Origin of the sequence: Peristeroidobacter agariperforans, assembly GCF_004138335.1 — a bacterium.
In the GTDB taxonomy this organism is placed as follows: domain Bacteria; phylum Pseudomonadota; class Gammaproteobacteria; order Steroidobacterales; family Steroidobacteraceae; genus Steroidobacter; species Steroidobacter agariperforans.
Genome location: NZ_RYFW01000003.1, coordinates 290006 through 311415, shown reverse-complemented (window position 1 = coordinate 311415; position 21410 = coordinate 290006). Strand labels below are relative to the sequence as shown.

Sequence of the window (21410 nt, the reverse complement as noted above, 5' to 3'; positions counted from 1 at the left end):
GCGTGTACCATTTGGTTCATAACGACCGCTTGGGCCGCGCATGCACCCTGAATATTCCCTCGCCTATCTCACTGTGCTGGGCATGGCCCCGCCACGGATGGTCGCCGTAGCCGCCAAGGCGGGCTACACCTACGTTGGCTTACGGCCTAGCGCCGTCACGACCGACGAGCCGCGCTATCCGCTGCATCGGGATCGCGCGATGTTGTTGGAAACGAAACGGCAGCTCGCCGCCACTGGCGTGCGGGTATTGGATGTGGAACTCATTCGACTGACACCAGACTTCGATGTTCACGAACAAGATGCGCTACTCGACGCGAGCGCCGAACTCGGCGCCCGGCATCTCATCGCGCAGGGCTCCGATTCGAACCAGGAGCGCGTCACCGAGCATTTCGCCCAACTCTGTGACGCTGCGGCCAAGCGCAATCTCACCGCCGATATCGAATTTGTGACGTGGACGGAGACAGCGGATCTCGCCCGCGCCGCTGCAATCGTTCGAGGCGCCGCCCGAAGCAACGGCGGACTCTTGATCGACACGCTGCACTTCTCACGCTCCAACGAGGACGTGGCTGAGCTTGCGAAGCTCCCGCGCTCGTGGTTCCACTACGTGCAAGTCTGCGACGCGCCGAGTAAGCCGCCGCCAACCTTGGATGGATTGATCTTCGCCGCGCGCAACGACCGATTGTTTCCTGGCGCCGGCGGTTTGGATCTACAGGGCATCCTCGGCGCCCTGCCCCCGGCAATTCCCTATTCGCTCGAGATTCCCACGGCCACGTTGGCCAAAAAGGTGGGATTGGAAGAATGCGCGCGACTCGCGATCGAGAGCGCAAAAGACTTCTTCGCGGCTAAGACCTCGCGCCCCATCCCATCGACGCCATCCTCGCGCCGCTTGCATCACTGAGAAAGCGCAGGCGCCGAGGAGCGTTCCGCCCCTCGGCGCCCGCCTGAACATCAAAAGTTCAGCTGCAAACCGGCGTAGTAGTAACGACCCAGGATGTCATACGTGCCCGGCTGCGTCTGACCGATGGTGCCTCCGACGATCGGCGGTTCCTCGTCGGCGATGTTATTGACGCCGCCGCGGAACAAGATGCCGTCGTTCAAGCGATAGGCCAGCGTTAGATCGAACAAGTCATAGGACGGCACACCGGGCGCCGGGCTCGCCGGCCGAGTCACCGCCGTCACGTCATCCATCGAGGGCAGATGGCGCCAGCGCACGCCCGCCTCGAAGTTCGTGAGCCGATACGTCACGGACGTGAGTGTCTTCCAGTCCGGCAATGGAATGCCGCCGTTCTGAGTGCCGTCGATGGTTCCCGCGAATTCCTGCCAGGCCGAGCCTTCCAGCAGTTGCACTTCATAGGAGTTGGTGAAGTTCGCAAGCAGATTCACGTCCAGATTGCCCGGGCCGAGCGGGAACTGCCAGTCGATCTGCGCATCGACGCCGCTGGTGCGCAGGCCGCCGAGATTGAAGTACGGAGTGGCGATGATGTCGACGCCGCCGGTCGTGGCATTGCGCTGAATGATCTGGCAGTAGACGTTGGCTGCATCGTACGAAGGATTGCTGCCGTCGAGGTTGTAGCACTTGCTGAGCGCGGTGCCGCCACTCACCGGACCGATCACATCGGTGATATCGATGTCGTAGTAGTCCACCGAAATCGAAACATCCGAGAACAGCGGCGCATCGAATGCCGGGCGCCACACGGCGCCGAAGGTGATCGTGTCCGCTTCTTCGGGCGTCAGATCGGTGTTGCCACTGTTGATCACGCCGATGGCCACCGTCGTGTACTGATAGGTGTCCGCAATCTGCCCGGGAACACCGGTCGCCACGCAGAGCGCTCGAACTGCTGCGCCATTGGCGCCGGTACGCGCCGACGAGCGCACGTCGCACGGATCGCCCTGCCCGGGCGGCGAACCGATCTGCGCCTGCGCCCCCAGCCGGTTGTACAGCTCGCCAATGTTCGGCGCCCGGATCGCGTGCTCGAAGCCGCCACGGAAGGAGAAGCCGCGGAACGGCTCCCACATACCGTCGGCCTTGTAGGTTTCAACGCGGCCCGAGACATCGTAGTCGGAGACACGGAAGCCCAGATTCAAATCCAGGCGATGCGCGAACGCCTTGTCCTTCAGCAGCGGCACGAGCAGCTCGAGCGCCGCTTCTTTGACGTCGCTCGATCCTTCTGCGGGATACGTCTGCAAGGTGCCGATGATGTCGAGATTCTCACGAGACGGATCCGGGTCGAACTCGAATTTGTTCTCCCGAGTGTCCAGAGTGAACGCGAATTTCAAGTCGCCCGCGGGCAGTGCGAACAGCGAGCCTTTGACGCTGGCTTCAAAGATGGTCTGTGTGAGCTGCGTGTAGTCGTGAGTCTCGGCTTCGAGATAGTCACGGCACGCCCGCGAGACATTCGTCGAATTCCCGAAGCCGAAGGGATTGAAGCCGCCGGCACAAACCGATGCGCCGCCGTCCGGCGCGTACAGCAGGGTACGCATGCGAGACTGCAGGATCGCCTTATCCTGAGTCTCGACCAGATCGGTCGAGTCGTACGACCCATAGATATCCCACTGCCAGTCCTTGAACGGCAGATCGCCTCGCACGCCAAAGATATATTGCCCGACCGTGAAGTCGGACGGGAAGGCGCGCGCTTCCAATCCCATGAAGCGCTGATTGATGGTGAAGTCCGCGTTCGGGTTCGGGCGCGACGCCAGAATAGTGCGCAGGTCATTCGGAATGAACGGATTCGTCACGGGCACGGTCGGCACGACATACAGCGTCGGCGTCCAGCCCACCTGCCCGGTCGCGGTCGTGCGGTTGTACAGAAACTGGCCGTACGCCTCGATGTGCTCCGTCACGGCATAGTCGAACTTGCCGAAGAACGACTTGCGCTCCATCGGATTGACGATGTACTCCTGATACGTCACCGGCTGGCGGACATTGTTGCCCGTCGTGCTGAAGTATTCGGTGGTCGGGCCCTTGTAGTTGATCACGCCGATCTGCCCGAACAGCGAGCCGTCGTCGTTCACGCCCAATGAGCGAGAATTCAATACGGCGCCCGGCGCTACCCCGTACTGAGCAAACACCGTGTTGAGCGCAGCCTGGGTCGGCAAATTCGTGGGTGACGGCACATACGTGCCATTGGCGATGAACGACGACAACACGCCCAGCTGATAGAAGTCGCGGTCCTTGCCGAACAGCACATCGCGATCGGTATAGCCGGCCGACAGCATCACGTTGCCGCGGCCCTCCTCGATCTGGAAGCCTGCAGTGATGCCCACATCGGTGGTGTTCGCGTCGCCACGATCGCTGATGCCCGAGCGCAGATCGATCTGCACGCCGTCGAATCGGCGCTTGGTCTTGAAGTTGACGACACCCGACATCGCGTCCGAGCCGTACACGGCCGACGCGCCGCCCGTTATCGTTTCCACCCCTTCGAGGATGAACTGCGGAATCAGGTTAACGTCGACGACAGCATTCGCGTTCGACAGCGGCAGGCGCCGACCGTCGAGCAACACCAGGTTGCGCTGCTCGCCGAGGCCGCGCAGATTCAGCGATGCGCGTCCCGCGAGCGCCACTGCGCCGATCGTGCTCTGCGTCTGGCCCTGCACGAACTGCGGCAGCTGATTCAGCGCGTTCTCGATATTGACCGTGCCGGTCTGAGTAATGGCCGCTTCGCCGAAAGTGACGATCGGGCTGGTCGATGAATAATCCGGCCGGGAGATGCGCGAGCCGGTGACGACGAGCTCTTCGACCTCCTCGCTCGCGGCGGTGCTGGCCGGCTCGGTCGCCTGGCCGAAAGCAGCACCGGCGGTGAAGACGGCAAGAAAAGACACAGCCTGCGCAGCAGCCATTGTTCTAATACGCATCGATTGCCCCCTGTCTTGACGATGTTCTCGAGCGCTCGCGCGTTTCCATTGCCCTGAAATGAAACATGGGCTCACGAGCCATGCCAGCTTCGGGGGCGAGCGGATTTGCATCGAGTGTACGAACTAGTACGTTTGTGTCAAGAGCAGTACATCGGGCAGCGCGTGCGTTGACATGTACGAAATGGTTAGTTTATGTTCGATCGACCGGCGCGGGCCACTGCGCCGGCGAACAGCAAACAAACGACGATGTAGGGGGCGTGCGAATGGATCATTTGCATGACGAGCGCATGCGCGCGGCCGCCGGTCACGAAGTCGTGACACCGATTACCTGCTCGCGCGGGCCGCCCCTGCCCTAAAGCCTTTCGATCCAGCGGTCATCAGCCTCGTTGCGCCAAGTGCGGCGCTCTCTAGTCGCGCCCATCGACGGACGCGAACAACGTGTCACGGAGATTTCGATGAAGCTCAAACTCGCCCTGTCTCTTGCGACTGCTGCGCTCTTTCTCGCCCCGCTCGCCCATGCCGGCGACGACTCCGACGACGGTCGAGGCGGTCATCGCAAGCCCCACCCTCGCGCCGCCGATCTCAGAGATTGCTGCACGGCTGGCGACGAAGATTTTCCCAAAGTCGGCGGCAATCTTGGCAACCAGAACTACAGCCGACTGAAACAAATCAATCGCGCCAAGCTGCACAAGCTTGGCGCCGTATGGCTGAACAAGATCGAAGGCGGCATGACGACCGGCACCAATCAGAGCACGCCGGTGGTCGTCGATGGCGTCATCTATATCGAATCTGCGCTTGGCAACGTGATCGCGGTCGATGGGCGCACCGGACAGACCAAATGGAAATATCTGCAGACGCGCGGCACTCTCACGCGTCGCGGCGTCGCTGTGGGCCAAGGATTGGTGTTCACGCTGTCCGGCGACAACTATGTCGTCGCGCTCGACAAGGATACCGGCGAGGTCGTATGGGAGCGGCAGCACGAAGGCTGGGGCAATGTCGAAAAGGTCGCCGTCGTTTATTACGGCGGTCGATTGTTCATCGGCACGAATGACGCCGATCGAAACGCCGCGCTGGCGCTCGACGCAACCACCGGCGACAAGCTCTGGCACTTCTGGGGCGCACCCGGCCCGGGCGAGTTCGGCAATGACACCTGGGAAGGCGACACGTGGCAGGAAGCCGGCGCGGCTCCCTGGATCCATCCCGCCATCGATCCCGAGCTGAAGACCGTCTACTTCACATTCGGGAACATTCGCGCCGGCACTTCACAGGACGGCTCGACGCGCGGCGGCGACAATTTGTTCGGCAACTCCATCGTTGCGCTCGACATGAACACCGGCGCCTACAAGTGGCACTTTCAGTCCGTTCATCACGACATCTGGGACATGGACAACGTCATGGCCCCCGTGATCGTCGACGCGAAGATCCGCGGGCGCGATCGCAAACTCATCGTCTATGGCAGCAAGTCGGGAATGTACTACATCCTCGACCGCCGCGACGGCAGCGCCCCGCTCGGCATCGACGAAGTGCCCGTGGCTCAAGAGCCGCGACAGAAAACATCGCCGACTCAGCCGTTCCCTCGCCAAGGCGCGTGGACAGAAACGTGCGTCGTCGATCAACCGCTGGGCACTGCAGTTCCAGGTAATCCCAATCGTGCCGTCCCCAACTATGAGCGTGGCTGTATCTATCCAGCCCATTGGGATGTTCCGATTCTCTCGATTCCGGGTCACGGCGGCGGCGCGGACTGGAATCATCATTCGTTCAGCCACAGCACACGCCTGATGTACACGGGCTTTGGCTACGTGGCCTCGGCTCATTCGCTCACCGAATCGAGCAATGGCTTGCGCCCGCCGGGCGAGTACCAGACCGGCGGCATCGTCGCGGTCGATCCGAGCACGAATCGCATTCGCTGGAAGAAGCGCATGCCGTACTCGCTGGCTCACGGCAACGGCATTCTCACAACCGCGTCGGATCTGCTCTTTATCGGCCAGCCTGATGGCAACCTGCTGGCGCTCGATGCGCGCAATGGCGAAGAGCTGTGGCGATTCCAGACCGGTGCGGCCATTAGTGCGAGCCCGATCAGCTATGAGATCGACGGCGAGCAATACATCGCGATCTATGCCGGCGGCACCGGCATTCCTTACGGCAACTCGGCACCGCGCGGTGACAATCTCTGGGCGTTCAAGCTCGGCGGCAAACTCGCGCCGGCACCGACTCCACCCGGGCCTGTCGTTCGCCGGCCGGTCTCCGGTGGTCCTGTCGAGGGTAGTGTCGTGGCCAACACCGTCGTTCTCGCTCGCACGTACAACGCTGCGACCAATACCGTTGGCGCGACTGAGTCGACGGCGGTCAACGGGATGGCGCCGACTCACCTGCGCGTCGCGCCGGGCACGATTGTGACCTTCACCAACCCGGCCACGAACCTCAACACCCACTGCGCCACGCAGTTCTTCGAAGGCTTGTTCAACTTCAGCCTCGCGCCCGGTGAGTCGGCGACGTATCGGTTCGATCAGCCCGGCGAGTATTTCTTCAACGACTGCTTCAGCCCGCGACCGACGGGCAAGGTGGAAGTCGTGCAGCCGACCAACAATCCATAGGGGATAGAACATGACGAACAAAGAAGCTCTGATGCGAACTGCGTGGCTTGCTGCCGCAACGTTGGGACTTTCATTGACTGCCGCCGCTGGCGATCGCGGCTATGACGACGACGATCATTACGATCGCCACGACAAGAACAGCAGCTACGACCCCGCATACAACGTTTGCCGAGGCGTCGATCCTCGTTGCTATCACGATTGGGCAGCAGCCGAGCGCGAAGGCAATCGCGTGCTGATCTACTCGCGCACCGCCGGGCCGCGACACGCAAATCTCGGCCCTCGTCTTGCGGCTGGGCTGAACCCGCCGCTCGGCGCCGGCAACGTGGTGCAGAACGCACTCAAGAGCTGGCTGGAACAGGAAGGCATCGAAGTCGACTGGACCGAAGATGTCACGCGCCTCTCCAATCTGCACCGCTACAAGGCCGTGATCTTTGCCAGCACGACTCGCGACACACTGCAGGCGCACGGCCGCGCGATCGATCCAGCATTCGCCGTCAACACCTCCACCAGCGCGCACCTGGATGCGGCGAAGACGGCGCTGCGACAATACATCCGCGCTGGCGGCGGGTTCGTCGGTATTCATAACGCGTTCGGCACGGAGTACAACTGGCCCTGGTACGAAGGACTGCTCGGCAACGCCAACTACTACGATCACGGCGCGAATCAGGACGGGATGGTGAAGATCGTCTCGCGCAACGATTCGTCCACCAATGGCCTGCCGAAGACCTGGCCATTCCGCGATGAGTGGTACAACCTCGAGCCCTTCCCGACGCGCGTGAAGTTCCTCGCGACGGTGGATGAGAACACGTTGGCCACGCGTCGCGAGCTGCATCCGGGCCACGGCGACTTTCATCCTGTGACATGGTGCCAGTACTACGATGGCGGCCGCTCCTGGGTCACGACCCTGGGCCACGATGGCGCGGCGTTCACTGACGGCTCGGGATTCCCCGGTCAACCGCAGTTCAAACAAATGATCGTGAATGGCATCAAGTCGGCGATGGGTTTGGCGCCGTTCTGCACCAGTGGGCGCGGATATTGATGAGCCTTGAGCGTGTCCTGCTGGCTGTTCTGATCAGCGTCGGCATCACTCCTCACGGCGCGGCGGATGAGCGCAGAGCTTCATTCGCCGCGCCGGCTGGACTGACAGTGGTCACAGATCGCCTCTACTTCGGCGCGTCGGCCCCCGACACCGGCTTTGAGCTGTGGATCGCGGACGGCGCCGACGCCGGTACGCGCCAGGTCAAAGACATTCGCGCCGGCTTCCGGGGCTCCTATCCCGCTTTTCTCACATCGTTCCGCGATCGCGTCTTCTTCGCGGCGGACGACGGCGCCAATGGCATCGAGCTGTGGGCAACGGATGGAAGTACGCAAGGCACGACGCTCGTCAAAGACATCCAGCCAGGCCCAGGCGCATCGACACCCAATGCGCTCACCGTTGCGGGCGATCATCTCTATTTCGTCGCCAACGACGGCTCGCATGGTCATGAGCTATGGCGGACCGACGGCACGGCGAGCTCCACCTCTCTGGTCGCTGACATCTCTCCCAGCTCGGCGGGTTCCATGCCACGTCACCTCACCGCAGCGGGCAATCGTCTCTTCTTCGTCGCAAGCGACCCGGCCGCGGGTACGGAAGTCTGGGTCACCGACGGCACACCGTCCGGTACGCGCCGAGTCAGCGACATCAATCCTGGCTCACCGGACACCACTGTGTATTCGTTGAGTTCGTTTGGCGACTTTGTCGTGGTTGTCGCCGCTGACGAGGCTCACGGCATCGAACTGTGGCGCACCGATGCACAAGCAAACGCGCGATTGATCAAAGACATCCGCCCCGGCCCGGCCGCCTCGCGACCGGGCTACCTGCAGCGACTCAACGATCACATCTACTTTCAGGCCGACGACGGCAGGCACGGCTTCGAGCTGTGGCGCACCGATGGCACTGAGCGAGGCACACAACTCGTCATGGACATTCGCCCCGGCGTCGCAGGCTCGCTGCCGAGTCATCTCGTCGCCGCGGGCGACACTCTCTTCTTCGCAGCGATGGATGGGAAACACGGCGTTGAACTGTGGCAAAGCGACGGCACAAGCAGCGGTACGCGCATCACGGCCGATCTCAACACCGGAACGGACAGCTCATCGCCGGGCCAACTCACCGCCATCGGCGACACACTCTACTTCGCCGCAGGCACGTCGGCACACGGCTGGGAACCCTGGAGCGCGAACAAGCGCACACAGGCGCTCGCGATGATGTCGGACGTGCGTGCCGGAAAGGACAGCTCCTACCCCCACGAATTTGTCGTCCTGGGCGAGCACATCGCGTTCGTCGCCGACGACGATCAAGGCCTGGCGCGGCTGTGGGTCGTCAAGCCGAATGCAGAAACGTCGCCACTCCATTCAGGAACATCTGCACGCTGATCATCACCAGCACCATGCCCATCAAGCGCTCCATGGCGATCAAGCCGCGCTCGCCCAGCGCGCGATAGAAAAACGGCGCGGCGATCAGGATCGCTGCGGTTGCCGACCAGGCAATGGTTGTTGCGAGCCAGAGTTGGAACGTGCTTTCAGCGGTTGCTCGAAGCAACAGCAACGTCGCGAGCGTCGAGGGTCCGGCGATCAGGGGAATCGCCAGCGGCACCACCAGCGGCTCGTCGCTGAGCGACTCTTCATGCGCACCGGGCGCTGGGAAGATCATGCGCACCGCGATCAGGAACAACACGATGCCGCCGGCGATGCTGATCGTCTCCTGCTTGATCTGTAACAACGTCAACGCGCGATCGCCGACCAGCATGAAGAGGATCAGGACGACGTACGCGATCAACACTTCGCGCACCAGCACCTTGCGCCGCCGCTCCGGCGGCACCCGACTGAGCACCGTCAGGAACACCGGCACGTTGCCCAGCGGGTCCATGATCAACCAAAGCGTGATGACGGCGGAAAGAATGTCCATCCACCCAGGATCTCACAAACAGGCTGATCGCGACTATGGGAGCGGCACTAACGCCGTAGCGGAAACATCGCCCGCACCTGCGGATCGCGCAGCCACAGGCCGGCCCACATGAACAGGCCGAGATAGATGCTGAAGAGCTGGTGACTGAAGAGCGGGCTGCCGGCCCGGATCTGGGTGGCCATGGCGCCGCCGAACAGGCCCATGAACAGGATGGCGCCCAGGATGTTGGTGCGGGGATAGAGATAGAGCACCAGGCACGCCAGCTCGAGAATGCCGATGGCGAAGGCGTAGCCCGGCGGCCAGCCAAGCTGCAGCAGTGTCTCCTCGGCCACGGGCAGGCCGAGCAGCTTCGGCGCAACGGAGGCGCCCAGAATAAACAGGGCGAACAGCGCAGTGAGCACTCTGCCCGTCCAGATCGTCGGTGTCGCTTTCATGGTCCCTCCGCCAGCGGCGGTGTTGGTCGAAATGAGCATTCGACCCTAGGACGCGGTCAGTAGGCGAGTTCCGACAGCCGAGGTGACCAAACTTTCATGGCTGTCTATGCGGGTTCAGCCAAATCGACGAAACAGGCGAATCAGCGAATTGACCTTGGGCTGCGGCTTCGGCTCGGGCCGATAGGCCTGGGTGCGGATCGTCTTCTCGCGCCACTCGAAATAGGACGGGCTGGACGACTTATCGTCCTCATCGTTCAAGGTGAGGCGAGGAATTCGGGCGCGGCCGCGAACTTGGTTTTGCATGGGCGCCAACTTAGGGCAGCCCTCACTCCGCCTGAATAGGGCGTCCGCTGAACCCACTCTGCGGCGCCCACGCTGTGAAGAATCTGCTCGCTCAACCTTCCGAGGCGTTGCGGTTTGAGGCACCCGTGAGTCGTTGCACGGTCAATTTCCCGCTACTAGACTCGGCCGCTTCCAGGATTGGACTGCGCCGCATGCTGTTGCTCGATCCGAAGTTTCCCAGCCGACCGGCCGCATGATCGTCCCACGCCTCATACCGGTCATTGCGTTCGCGATCGCCTTGTTGGCGTCAGCGGGTTGCGCAACCCTTGGCGGTCGCGATCCACTGCAGGTGACGGTGGCCGGGATCGAGCCACTCCAGGGCCAGGGGCTGGAGCTGCGCATGCTCGTGAAATTACGAGTGCAGAATCCGAACGACGCGCCGGTTGATTACAACGGCGTGGCCGTCGAGATGATCGTACAGGGAAAAACTTTCGCGACCGGCGTCAGCGACGCCAGCGGAAGTGTGCCGCGCTTCGGTGACACCCTCATTAGCGTACCGATCACCGCCTCCGCGTTTCGAATGGCTGGCCAGGCCGTCAACATCTTCCGGGGCGGTGGCGCCGGACCGATCACCTATGAGATGAAAGGCAAGCTCAACGGCCCGGCCTTCAACAGCATGCGATTCCGCACGCAAGGTGAATTCGATTTGACGGCGCCGGGCACGGACGGCGATGACGCCGGCTGATCACTCCCACTCGATCGTCGCCGGCGGCTTTCCCGAAATGTCGTAGGTAACTCGCGAGATCCCATCGACCTCGTTGCAAATCCGCCGCGCCACCAGATCCAGGAACTCATAAGGCAGGCGCGACCAGCGAGCAGTCATGAAGTCGATGGTCTCCACAGCTCGCAGCGCGATGACATAGTCATAGCGACGGCCGTCGCCCATCACAGCAACCGAGCGCACCGGCAGGAACACCGCGAACGCCTGGCTGGTGCGATCGTAGAGATCGTGCTTGCGCAGTTCGTCGAGGAAGATCGTGTCCGCCTTGCGGAGCAGATCGGCATATTGCTTGGTGACTTCACCGAGGATGCGCACGCCAAGGCCGGGGCCTGGGAACGGATGGCGATACACCATCTCGCGCGGCAGGCCGAGCTCGACGCCGAGTTTGCGCACTTCATCCTTGAACAGCTCCCGCAGCGGCTCGCACAACTTGAGATTCATCTTCTCGGGCAGGCCGCCGACGTTGTGATGACTCTTGATCACGTGCGCCTTGCCGGTGCGCGAGCCGGCAGACTCGATGACGTCGGGATAGATCGTGCCCTGCGCGAGCCAGCGAATACCCTGCAGCTTGGCGGCCTCTTCTTCGAACACTTCGACGAACAGCCGGCCGATGATCTTGCGCTTGCGCTCCGGATCGACTTCACCCTTCAGCGCAGTGAGGAACCGTTCCTCGGCATTGACGCGAATGACGCGCACGCCCATGTGCTGAGCAAACGTTTCCATCACCTGATCGCCTTCACCCTGCCGCAGCAGACCGTGATCGACGAACACGCAGGTGAGCTGATCGCCGATGGCGCGATGTAACAGCGCGCCGACGACGGACGAATCGACACCGCCCGACAAGCCGAGCAGCACATTGTCGCGACCGACTTGCTCACGCACGCGAGCGATGGAATCGGTGATGATGTTGCCCGCGCTCCAGCGCGCCTCGCAGCCGCAGATCTCGCGCACGAAACGTTCGAGGATCTTTTCGCCCTGCAGCGTATGGGTCACTTCGGGATGGAACTGAACCGCGTAGTAGTGACGCGACTCGTCAGCCATTGCAGCCAGCGGCACGCTGCTGGTGAACCCCACAGCCACGAAGCCTGGCGGCAGCTCATCGACCTTATCGCCATGGCTCATCCACACATCGAGCAACGCGCGGCCCTGCGCGTCTTTGTGATCGAACAGACCGTCGAACAATTTGCAGGGCGCCGACGAGGTCACCTGCGCATAGCCGAACTCGCGATGCGTGCCGGCAGTGACGCGGCCACCAAGCTGCGCCGCCATCGTCTGCATGCCATAGCAAATGCCCAGCACCGGGACGCCGCTTTGAAACACCGCCTGCGGGGCCGTCGGACCTTTCGTGTCCGTGACCGACTCCGGACCGCCCGAGAGAATGATGCCCTTCGCGCCAAACTCGCGCACCTCGGCATCCGTGACATCCCAAGGCAGGATCTCGCAATACACGCCGCTTTCGCGCACGCGGCGAGCGATCAGCTGAGTGTATTGCGCACCGAAATCGAGAATCAGAATGCGGTGCGCGTGAATATCCGAACGAGGCAAAGTATCAGCTGACACGGTAGTTGGGTGCTTCTTTTGTGATAGTCACATCGTGAACGTGGCTCTCGCGCACACCGGCGTTCGTGATGCGCACGAACTGCGGCCGCGTCCGCATCTCTTCAATGGTGCGGCAGCCGGTGTAGCCCATCGCTGCGCGCAGCCCGCCGGCCAACTGGTGCAGGATGGTGACGATCGAACCTTTGTAAGGTACGCGGCCTTCGACGCCTTCCGGCACCAGCTTCTCCAGCTCCGCGGTGGCGTCCTGGAAATAGCGGTCTTTGGAGCCGTGCGCCTGAGACATGGCGCCGAGCGAGCCCATGCCGCGATAAGACTTGTACGACGCGCCTTGATACAACTCGACTTCGCCCGGCGATTCTTCGGTGCCGGCGAACATGCCGCCGCACATCACCGAATTGGCGCCGGCGACCAGCGCCTTGGCGATATCGCCCGAGAAGCGAATGCCGCCGTCCGCGATCAACGGCACGCCGGAATCCTTCAATGCAGCGGCGACGTTGGCCACCGCCGTGATCTGCGGCACGCCCACGCCGGCCACGACACGGGTCGTGCAGATCGAGCCGGGGCCGATGCCGACCTTCACGCCGTCGGCACCCGCCTCGACGAGCGCCAACGCCGCCTCGGCGGTAACGATGTTGCCGCCGATGACCTGCTGATCGCGCCAGGTGCTCTTGATCTCGCGGACCATCTGGATCACGCCGCTCGAATGGCCGTGCGCGGTGTCGACAATGATCACGTCGACGCCGACTTCACGGAGCGCAGCGACGCGCTTCATCGTGTCCGCACCAGTGCCGACCGCGGCGCCGACGCGCAACGCGCCTCGATCGTCCTTGGCGGCACGCGGGAATTCGGTGGCCTTCTGGAAGTCCTTGACCGTGATCATGCCCTTCAAGTTGAAGTTGGCATCCACGACCAGCACCTTCTCGATGCGATGCTTGTGGAGCAGCGCCAGCACTTCGTCCTTCGGTGCGTTCTCGCGCACGGTGATGAGGCGCTCTTGCGGGGTCATGACGGTGGAAACCGGCGCGTCGAGCTTGGTTTCGAAGCGCAGGTCACGGTGAGTGACGATGCCGACCGCCTTGGAGCCGACCACGACCGGGACGCCGGAGATGTTCTTGGAGCGGGTCAGCTCCAGCACTTCGCGAATGGTCTTGTCGGGCGAGATGGTGATCGGGTCGTGGATGACGCCGCTTTCGAACTTCTTCACCTTGCCCACTTCGCGCGCCTGGGCTTCGACGCTCATGTTCTTATGGATGATGCCGATGCCGCCTTCCTGCGCGATGGTGATCGCCAGGCGCGCCTCGGTGACCGTGTCCATGGCGGCGGACAGAATGGGCAGATTGAGTCGGATCGCGCGAGTGAGTTGCGTGCTTAGGTCAGCGTCGCGCGGCAGGAAATTGGAGTAAGCCGGGACCAGAAGCACGTCGTCGAAGGTGAGTGCTTCCTCGAGAATACGCATGGGAGTGCCCGCGGGTTATCGATGAAAGCACGCCATTGTACGCGGCGGAGCCCCTTCGGTAAATGTATCTTGCCTCGAGCCGGGCATCTGGCCCGACAGGCAACGCCGGACGTGCGCACCCGGGACGTAGGCTGTAGCCTTCCGGGCATGAATCGCGAACTGGAATTCGACTTCTCCATGCCCCCGCCGGCGCCGAAGCCGCCTGCGGAGACTACGCCCGCCGCGCCGCCAGCCGAACCCGCTCCTGTGGCCAGAAAGGCCGCCACTGCGCCGGTCCGTAAGGCCGCCCGGGCGCCGGTGCGCGCGCCGATAGACGATATCGATGGGCCGACGCCCGCCTCCACCGAGCCTGAACGGGATGTCTACACCCCCGGTCGGCTGAACAAGGAGGCGCGCATGCTCCTGGAGCGGGGCCTGCCGTCGCTGTGGATGGAGGGCGAGATCTCCAACCTGTCGCGCCCCTCCTCCGGCCACTGGTACTTCTCGCTCAAAGACGAGTCCGCCCAACTGCGATGCGCCATGTTCCGTCAAAAGAACCTCGGCGCCCGCTTCACGCCCAAGGACGGCATGCACGTGCTGACGCGCGGACGCGTGAGCCTTTACGAGCCGCGCGGTGAGTATCAATTCATCGCCGACTACATCGAGGAAGCGGGCGAAGGCGTGCTCCGCCGGCGCTTCGAGCAGCTGAAAAACAAGCTGGCCGCCGAGGGCCTGTTCGACACGAACCGGAAGAAGTCGCTGCCTCGCCTGCCCCGACGCATCGGCGTCGTCACCTCTCCGACCGGGGCGGCCATTCGCGACGTGCTCAATATTCTGCGCCGCCGGTTCTGCACGATCCCGGTGTTGATCTATCCGGTTCAGGTGCAAGGCGAGAGCGCGGCGGGCCAGATCGCCCGAACCATTCGCATGGCGTCGGCGCGCGCCGAGTGCGATGTGTTGATCGTTGCTCGCGGCGGGGGCTCGCTCGAGGATTTATGGGCGTTCAACGAAGAAGTCGTCGCGCGCGCCATCTACGATTGTCAGATTCCGGTCGTGTCCGGTGTCGGTCACGAAGTCGATTTCACGATCGCCGATTTCGTCGCCGACGTGCGTGCGCCGACGCCGTCGGGTGCGGCGGAAATCGTCGCGCCCGATTGCAATGAATGGACACGCAGTGTCGACCTGCTCGGCCGCCGCGTGCGAACCGCGATGGTGCGAAACATGGCGTCTCGACAGCAACGGCTCGTGTGGCTGGAGCGGCGTCTCGCGCAAGTGCATCCCGGCGTGGAGTTGCGACAGAAGGCGCAACGTCTCGATGACTTGGAGCAGCGCTTGAGTCGGTGCATCCGGCACGGGTTGTTTCAGCGTCGAAGCACGCTCGTCGAGCTCGCTGCACATTTGAGGCAGCGCTCGCCTGCCCTGCGCGTCGCCGCCGCGCGCGGCAGATTGGAGATCGCACGCAAGACGCTGGGCACGTCTTTGCAGCGGCGCGTGAGCATCGCCGAGAGTCGGCTGCGTCACGCGGCCAGCAATTTGCGTCAGCAGTCTCCGGCCGCCCGCATCGCGACCTTGCACCGTCGAGTCGAGATTGCCGATCGGCGCATGGAGACCTCGTTGCAACGACAGCTGCGCAAGCTGGAAGCACGATTCACGCTCGCGGCCGGCAAGTTGAATACAGTGAGCCCGCTTGCGACCTTGCAGCGTGGCTATGCCATTGTCTCCGACGCCCAAGGCACGGTCGTTACTGATGCCGCGGCAGTGAACAAAGGCGACATCATTCAAACCCGTTTGTCCCGCGGCACCTTGCAAGCTCGCGTCGAGCAGATCACGCCGCATCGAGATGACGAGAACCAATGACCTCGACGATCCAGTCTCGCTTGCTTCGTTTCTCCGCTGCTTTGTTGCTTTTCGCCGGCTTCGCCGCCGGCGCCGCAGTGCTGCCGAAAGAAAGCCGCGTTCCCGGCGGCATCGCGCTCGTGCCCGTGCCGGGTGGCGAGATGGCGCCCACGGTGATCTTCAATACGCATCGGGTCGCGGTCGTTCGTCGCGACGATCAATGGGTCGCCGTTGTTGGCATTCCACTCGCAGAGAAGCCGGGGGAGCTGAAGGTCAAGGTCAGCACCACTCAAGGCACGACCGAAGTGCCCTTTCGCATCACGGACAAGAAATATCGCACTCAGTACCTGACCATCAAAGATCAGCGGAAGGTCGAGCCCAATCCGGATGATCTGAAGCGCATTGGCGCTGAGACGAAGCGCTCGGACGCGGCGCTGTCGAAGTACACCGCGCTGGAGACGCCGTCACTGCAATTGCTGTCACCCGTGGAAGGCGTGCGCTCCGATTCATACGGCTCGCGCCGCGTGTTCAACGGCCAGCCGCGCAATCCGCATTCCGGCATGGACATCGCCGCCCCCAAAGGCACGCCCATCAAATCGCCCGCCGCGGGCACGGTGGTAGAAGCCGGCGACTTCTTCTTCAACGGCAACACGATCTACATCGATCACGGCGACGGCCTCGTGACCATGTACTGCCACCTCGACACCATCAAAGTAAAACTCGGCGATCGCGTCGACCAAGGCCAGCTGATCGGCACCGTCGGCGCCACCGGCCGCGTCACCGGCCCGCACCTCCACTGGGGCGTCGCGCTGAACCGCGCGATGGTGGATCCGGCGCTGTTCATTGGCAGCAAGTAAGGCTCCATGCACCGGACTTAATCTCCGCAGATTTTGCGGAGATTAAGCGTCTCTATCTCCGCACCGCCTAATTGTCGCCAGGCCAGCGATTCGCTTGCTCAGGCGCAATTTCTCTCTCATTGCAGGGCGATCCCACCCGGACGAGGGGTCCAACGAGACCGTGTAACCATCACGCCCGGCTCCTGCGCCCCACGCTTTGCAATGAAATCATTGACTTACTTGGCAACCAGCAAGCCCTGATCGATTGAATTAACCGTTCATCACGGATTCGCCAGCTTCAGCTCGGCCAGGAAATCGGTGATCACCGGCCGGAAGCGGTCCATGTCGACCAAGAATGAATCGTGGCCCTGGATGGAAGCGAGGCGGGCGAACTGCACGGTGCGGGTGCCGTTGCTCAGGCCGTCGGCGAGCTCTTGTTGTTGTTCGATGGGGAACAGCAGGTCGGTCTCGACGCCGATGATCAAGGCGCGCTCGACGCTGAACCGGCGCAGCGCCTCGGCGACGGAGCCGCCGTGGTCGGCGAGGTCGAACAGGTCCATGGCGCGCGAGATGTAGAGATAGCAGTTCGGGTCGAACTGGCCGATGAATTTGACGGCGTGATTTTCCAGATACGACTCGACTTCGAAGTCGATGCCGAACGGATCGCCCGGCTTGCGCTCGGCGTTGGCGCGCTCGCGGCCGAAACGTTGCAGCCATTCCTTCGCGGAACGATACGTGATCATGCCGAGCTTGCGCGCCAGGCGCATGCCCTGCACGGGAATCGCATCGGACGCGTAGTTGCCTTCGAGCCAGGCTGGATCTTTACGAATCATCTCTCGCTGCAATGAGCGCAAGGCGATCGCGAATGGCGTCGAGCGCGCGGCGGAGGAAATGGAAACGAGCGCCCTCGCCCCTTCAGGAAACAAAGCGCAGTAAGCCAGGACGGTCATGCCGCCGAGCGACGGGCCGACGACGGCGGCGAGTTTTTTGATGCCCAGAGATGCGACGACTTCATGGCCGGCCCGTGCGATGTCTTCCACCGTCAGCACGGGGAACGTCAGTCGATAGCACTGACCGGTGGCGGGATTGATGGACGCCGGCGAGGTGGAACCGAACGGACTGCCGAGCGAGTTCACGCAAATGACGAAGAAGCGGCGCGTGTCGATGGGGCGGCCCGGACCGATCATGTCTTCCCACCAGCCCGGCGCGGGATCCTCGGTGGAGGATGCGGCGTGCGCCGAGGGCGACAGGCCGGTGAAGATCAGAATGGCGTTGTCGTTGCAGAAGCTCAGGTCGCCCCAGGTCTCATACGCGATCTGCACGTCCTGCAGAGCGCCGCCCCGCCGCATGGGAAACGGGCGGTCGAGCTTGAGGATTTTGCGGGCTGAAGCCATGAGTGCCTGTCCAAGACCGTGTTGTCACCGTCAGTGTAAACCCGAGCCGTGACGATCGAACATTGCTGGGCGCTATATGCAGATTGCTGGCCGGAAGACCCGCCTTAGGTTTTCTTGTGAGAGCGCTTCGCCCTGCGCTGCTCGGTGCGACGCTGGCGCGGTGTCAGCGGATTCCTTTTACCTTTGAACGGATTGTCATCGGCACGGAATTGCACGCGCACCGGTGTGCCTTCCAGGCGAAAGTTCTTGCGGAACACGTTCGCCAGGTAGCGCTTGTATGCATCGGGGACGTGCTGGATCTGGTTGCCGTGGACCACGATGATGGGCGGGTTGCGCCCGCCCTGGTGCGCGTATCGCAGCTTGATGCGACGGCCGCGAACCAGCGGCGGCTGGTGCTGCTCCATCGCCGTCTCCAACACTCGCGTCAGCTCGGGCGTCGCCATCTCTCGCATCGACGCGTCGTATGCGTGCTTCACGGCGCGCATCAGCTCGCCCACGCCCGTGCCATGCAACGCCGAGATGAAATGAACCGGCGCGAAATCCAGGAACGGCAGGCGCAAATCCAGGCCCGCGCGGATCTCATCTCGCTTGTCGGAAGGAATACCGTCCCACTTGTTGACCGCGATCAACAAGGCGCGGCCGCGCTCTGCGACCATGCCGAACAAACTCGCGTCCTGCTCGGTCACCGCGTCGTGAGCATCGATCACGCCGATCACGACGTTCGCTGAATCGACCGCCTGCAGCGCCTTGATGACGCTGAACTTCTCGATCGCTTCCTCGACGCGGGCGCGGCGTCGCACGCCGGCGGTGTCGATCAATGTATACGTTTGGCCGTCGCGCTCGAACGGCACGAACACCGCATCGCGCGTGGTGCCGGGCTGATCGAAGGAAATCAGCCGCTCTTCGCCGAGCAGACGATTGATGAGCGTCGACTTGCCGACGTTGGGCCGACCGATGACTGCGACGCGAATGTCGTCCTGTCCGCCCGCGGCAGCGGCGCCTTCAGGAAGCTCGATGCCTTCGAACACGTCGTCCATCAGGCTCCGCACGCCATCGCCATGCTGAGCGGAGATCGCTTGAGGCTCGCCTAAGCCGAGCCCATAGAAATCAGCACCGGCCGTTGCCGAGTCGACACCCTCCGCCTTGTTGGCAAGGAGGAATACCTTCTTGTTCAGCTTGCGCAGCGTCTGCGCGATGTAGTGATCGTCCGGCGTCACGCCGGCGCGCGAGTCGACCAGAAACAGAACTCGATCCGCCTCTTCGACGGCGCGCAGCGCTTGCTTGACCATGTGCTGCTCGACGCCCTGCGCATCGACGACCAAGCCGCCGGTATCGACGACGACATAGGGAATCGAGCCGACTTTGCCGTATCCGTAATTACGGTCGCGCGTGAGGCCGGGCATGTCCGCGACGAGCGCGTCGCGGGTGCGCGTGAGAAAGTTGAACAACGTCGACTTACCGACGTTGGGGCGACCGACCAGAGCAACAACAGGCAGCATGATGAGTAATTGGAAAATATCGAAAAGGTGCGTGCTGCCTGGGCAGCGGCCAACTATTGACCGCTGTCAGCTGTTTTGACTTCGCGAGCTTTGCTTTGAAACGCGAGCAACTTGCCCGAGTCGGTCTGCACGAACACGCGCTCGTTGTCGCTGATCGCGGCGTTGGTGATGCGCTCGCCGTCGGTCTTCTGACGCGCGACGATGGCGCCCGTCTCCTTGTCGAGCCAGTGCAGATAACCCTCGAAGTCGCCCACCACCAGCGCATCGCCGTCGATGGCCGGCGCGGTCAAGCCACGACGCCTCATCGTGTCCTGCTCCCACTGCACGGCGCCGTCACTACGACGCATGGCGACCACGACGCTGTCCGCGTTGGTGAGATACAAATTCTGCTCGTCCATGGTAAAGCCGCGATAGCTCGAAGCATCGCGCGCCCACCAGATCTGACCGGAATCACGCGCCAGCATCGCGACCCGACCCTGGAAGCCGACGACGAAAATATCGTCGCCCGCGATGCGCGCCGGCGAATCGATGTCGGAGAGGCGTTCCAATTCGGTACGGCCGCGAGGCGAGTTCACGATCGTGTCCCACATCACTTCGCCATTGCGCGGGTCGATGGCCAGCACCTTGCCGTTGTCGAAGCCGGCGATGATGCGATCTCCAGCCAGCACCGGCGGCGCCGTGCCACGCAATGTCAGCCTCGGCACCTGTTCATCGACCGCCCACTTGGTCGCCCCGTCGGTCGCCGACAGGCCTTCGACGTGACCGTCGACGGTGCGGATCACGACCACGTCGTTCACGATCAGCGGCTGAGCGAGGATTTCGCTGGCAATGGCCTTGCGCCAGCGTTGCGCGCCATTGGTGGCATCGAGCGCCACGATGTCGCCGTCGCTCGAGCCGACTACTACCAGGCCACTGGCAACTTCAGGCCCCGCCGACAGCGCCAGCTTGGTCTTCGCGACCCAGTTGCGCTTGCCATTCGCGGCCCCCATCGCGATCACTTCGCCATCGTGAGAGGCGGCATACACGACACCGTCGACGACAATTGGCCGCAGCGCCAGACGCATCCGCTCCGAATCACCGCCGAGCCCTGCCGTCCAGACGCGATGCACGTCGCGCGTCGCCTTGATCTCGGTCAGCTCCGCGGGCGGATCGACCTCCTTGTCATTGTCGCAGCCGAGCATCACGAGCAAGGCCGTCGCGGCAGCGGCGATGCGCGCGCCACGATACAGACGATTCAAGGAAGTCTTCTTGTCGATCATGGCTGACCCTCGGCCGGGGCCGCCGGCTTGGTCTCGGGCGCGGCGGCTGCTTTATCGCCGCCCACGTCCTGCAGTTTCATTTCGAGCAAAGTGCGGTCGATCGCGCGATCGGCACGTGGATCGATGTTAGCCGCGAGCGCAGCTGCATACTCGGCGCGCGCCCCTTCAGGATTGCCTTTCGCAACCTGAGCATCGCCGCGAATCTCGCGAACCTGAGCGGCAAAGGCACCGGCCTTCTCCGGATCCAGCAGACTCAGCACCTCGTCATGCTTGCCTTGCTGAATGAGCACACGAGCCACACGCAGGCGCGCCACCCAGGCAAGCTCCGCGTCGGCGGACTCATCGGCGACCGCCCGCAGCAGCGGCAGAGCTTCATCGAACTTGCCGTCCTCGACGTGCTTCCTCGCCAGCAACAAGCGGGCGTGCTGTGTGTACGGCGACTGCTTGTGATCGGCCGCGAGCGAGCTCAGCGATCGGTTCGCCGCCTCCACGTCCTTCTTGTCCAGCGCGCCACGAAACTCTTCGTACACCTTGGCCGCCGCAGCAGCCTGATTCGCGGTGTGGACTTTCCAGTACTGCCAGCCGCCCAGCAGCACCAGGCCCAGCACGACGCCGCCGAGAATCCAGCTCCAGTTCTCCCGCCACCAGTTGCGGAGCGCTTCTTCCTGATCGCGATCGGTCAGATATTCTTCGACCATGACTTG

General features: G+C 63.0%; 17 protein-coding genes. 7 read left to right on the top strand and 10 right to left on the bottom strand.

The window, feature by feature from the left end; genetic code table 11:
- Nucleotides 1-40 precede the first annotated feature (40 nt).
- The gene (locus EK373_RS23550) at nucleotides 41-898 is read left to right on the top strand and encodes a sugar phosphate isomerase/epimerase family protein (protein ID WP_129646534.1); all 858 of its coding nucleotides are present in this window, start codon (nucleotides 41-43) and stop codon (nucleotides 896-898) included.
- 50 nt (nucleotides 899-948) lie between these two features.
- On the opposite strand, the gene EK373_RS23545 is transcribed toward EK373_RS23550, so the two are convergent.
- A complete protein-coding gene (locus EK373_RS23545) occupies nucleotides 949-3852 on the bottom strand; it encodes a TonB-dependent receptor domain-containing protein (protein WP_198683585.1) in 2904 nt (967 codons plus the stop codon).
- Nucleotides 3853-4307: 455 nt separating this feature from the next.
- Between EK373_RS23545 and EK373_RS23540 the strand changes: the two genes are divergently transcribed.
- From EK373_RS23540 to EK373_RS23530, 3 genes are read left to right on the top strand one after another with little or no spacing between them, the layout of a single operon-like run.
- Nucleotides 4308-6446, top strand: a complete 2139-nt coding sequence (locus tag EK373_RS23540; RefSeq protein WP_129646530.1) for an outer membrane protein assembly factor BamB family protein — start codon at nucleotides 4308-4310, stop codon at nucleotides 6444-6446.
- Between the two features lie 10 nt (nucleotides 6447-6456).
- Complete coding sequence (locus EK373_RS23535) at nucleotides 6457-7485, top strand: ThuA domain-containing protein (RefSeq protein ID WP_198683584.1); 1029 nt, start codon at nucleotides 6457-6459, stop codon at nucleotides 7483-7485.
- On the top strand, nucleotides 7485-8858 hold the full coding sequence (locus EK373_RS23530; protein ID WP_129646528.1) for an ELWxxDGT repeat protein: 1374 nt from the start codon (nucleotides 7485-7487) through the stop codon (nucleotides 8856-8858). Before EK373_RS23535 ends, EK373_RS23530 begins: the two co-directional genes overlap by 1 nt.
- On the opposite strand, the gene EK373_RS23525 is transcribed toward EK373_RS23530, so the two are convergent.
- From EK373_RS23525 to EK373_RS23515, 3 genes are all read right to left on the bottom strand, one after another.
- A complete protein-coding gene (locus EK373_RS23525) occupies nucleotides 8806-9390 on the bottom strand; it encodes a YhgN family NAAT transporter (RefSeq protein ID WP_129646526.1) in 585 nt (194 codons plus the stop codon). The two genes, EK373_RS23530 and EK373_RS23525, sit on opposite strands and share 53 nt — an antisense overlap.
- A 47-nt stretch (nucleotides 9391-9437) precedes the next feature.
- Nucleotides 9438-9824, bottom strand: coding sequence for a DoxX family protein (locus EK373_RS23520; RefSeq protein WP_129646524.1), 387 nt, complete (start codon nucleotides 9822-9824; stop codon nucleotides 9438-9440).
- A gap of 114 nt (nucleotides 9825-9938) precedes the next feature.
- Nucleotides 9939-10127 (bottom strand): hypothetical protein, encoded by a 189-nt coding sequence (locus EK373_RS23515; protein WP_129646522.1) that lies wholly within the window; start codon nucleotides 10125-10127, stop codon nucleotides 9939-9941.
- 232 nt (nucleotides 10128-10359) lie between these two features.
- On the opposite strand from EK373_RS23515, the gene EK373_RS23510 reads away from it, so the two are divergent.
- Complete coding sequence (locus tag EK373_RS23510; RefSeq protein WP_129646520.1) at nucleotides 10360-10851, top strand: LEA type 2 family protein; 492 nt, start codon at nucleotides 10360-10362, stop codon at nucleotides 10849-10851.
- Here the strand turns inward: EK373_RS23510 and guaA are convergent, their stop codons facing one another.
- A complete protein-coding gene (gene guaA, locus EK373_RS23505) occupies nucleotides 10852-12432 on the bottom strand; it encodes a glutamine-hydrolyzing GMP synthase (protein ID WP_129647342.1) in 1581 nt (526 codons plus the stop codon).
- Nucleotides 12433-12436: 4 nt separating this feature from the next.
- Nucleotides 12437-13903, bottom strand: a complete 1467-nt coding sequence (gene guaB / locus EK373_RS23500) for an IMP dehydrogenase (RefSeq protein WP_129646518.1) — start codon at nucleotides 13901-13903, stop codon at nucleotides 12437-12439.
- A 147-nt stretch (nucleotides 13904-14050) separates the two neighbouring features.
- Between guaB and xseA the strand changes: the two genes are divergently transcribed.
- Nucleotides 14051-15739 (top strand): exodeoxyribonuclease VII large subunit, encoded by a 1689-nt coding sequence (gene xseA / locus EK373_RS23495; protein ID WP_198683583.1) that lies wholly within the window; start codon nucleotides 14051-14053, stop codon nucleotides 15737-15739.
- A complete protein-coding gene (locus tag EK373_RS23490; RefSeq protein WP_129646516.1) occupies nucleotides 15736-16575 on the top strand; it encodes a M23 family metallopeptidase in 840 nt (279 codons plus the stop codon). Before xseA ends, EK373_RS23490 begins: the two co-directional genes overlap by 4 nt.
- 260 nt (nucleotides 16576-16835) lie before the next feature.
- On the opposite strand, the gene metX is transcribed toward EK373_RS23490, so the two are convergent.
- The 4 genes from metX to EK373_RS23470 all read right to left on the bottom strand — a co-directional run bounded on the left by metX (nucleotide 16836) and on the right by EK373_RS23470 (nucleotide 21404).
- On the bottom strand, nucleotides 16836-17948 hold the full coding sequence (gene metX / locus EK373_RS23485; protein WP_129646514.1) for a homoserine O-acetyltransferase MetX: 1113 nt from the start codon (nucleotides 17946-17948) through the stop codon (nucleotides 16836-16838).
- Nucleotides 17949-18052: 104 nt separating this feature from the next.
- Nucleotides 18053-19447, bottom strand: a complete 1395-nt coding sequence (der, locus tag EK373_RS23480; RefSeq protein WP_129646512.1) for a ribosome biogenesis GTPase Der — start codon at nucleotides 19445-19447, stop codon at nucleotides 18053-18055.
- 53 nt (nucleotides 19448-19500) lie between these two features.
- Nucleotides 19501-20706 (bottom strand): outer membrane protein assembly factor BamB, encoded by a 1206-nt coding sequence (bamB, locus tag EK373_RS23475; protein WP_129646510.1) that lies wholly within the window; start codon nucleotides 20704-20706, stop codon nucleotides 19501-19503.
- Nucleotides 20703-21404 carry a YfgM family protein gene (locus tag EK373_RS23470; RefSeq protein ID WP_129646508.1) on the bottom strand — a complete coding sequence of 234 codons (702 nt, stop codon included), beginning with the start codon at nucleotides 21402-21404 and terminating at the stop codon, nucleotides 20703-20705. Before EK373_RS23470 ends, bamB begins: the two co-directional genes overlap by 4 nt.
- Between the last annotated feature and the right edge of the window lie 6 nt (nucleotides 21405-21410).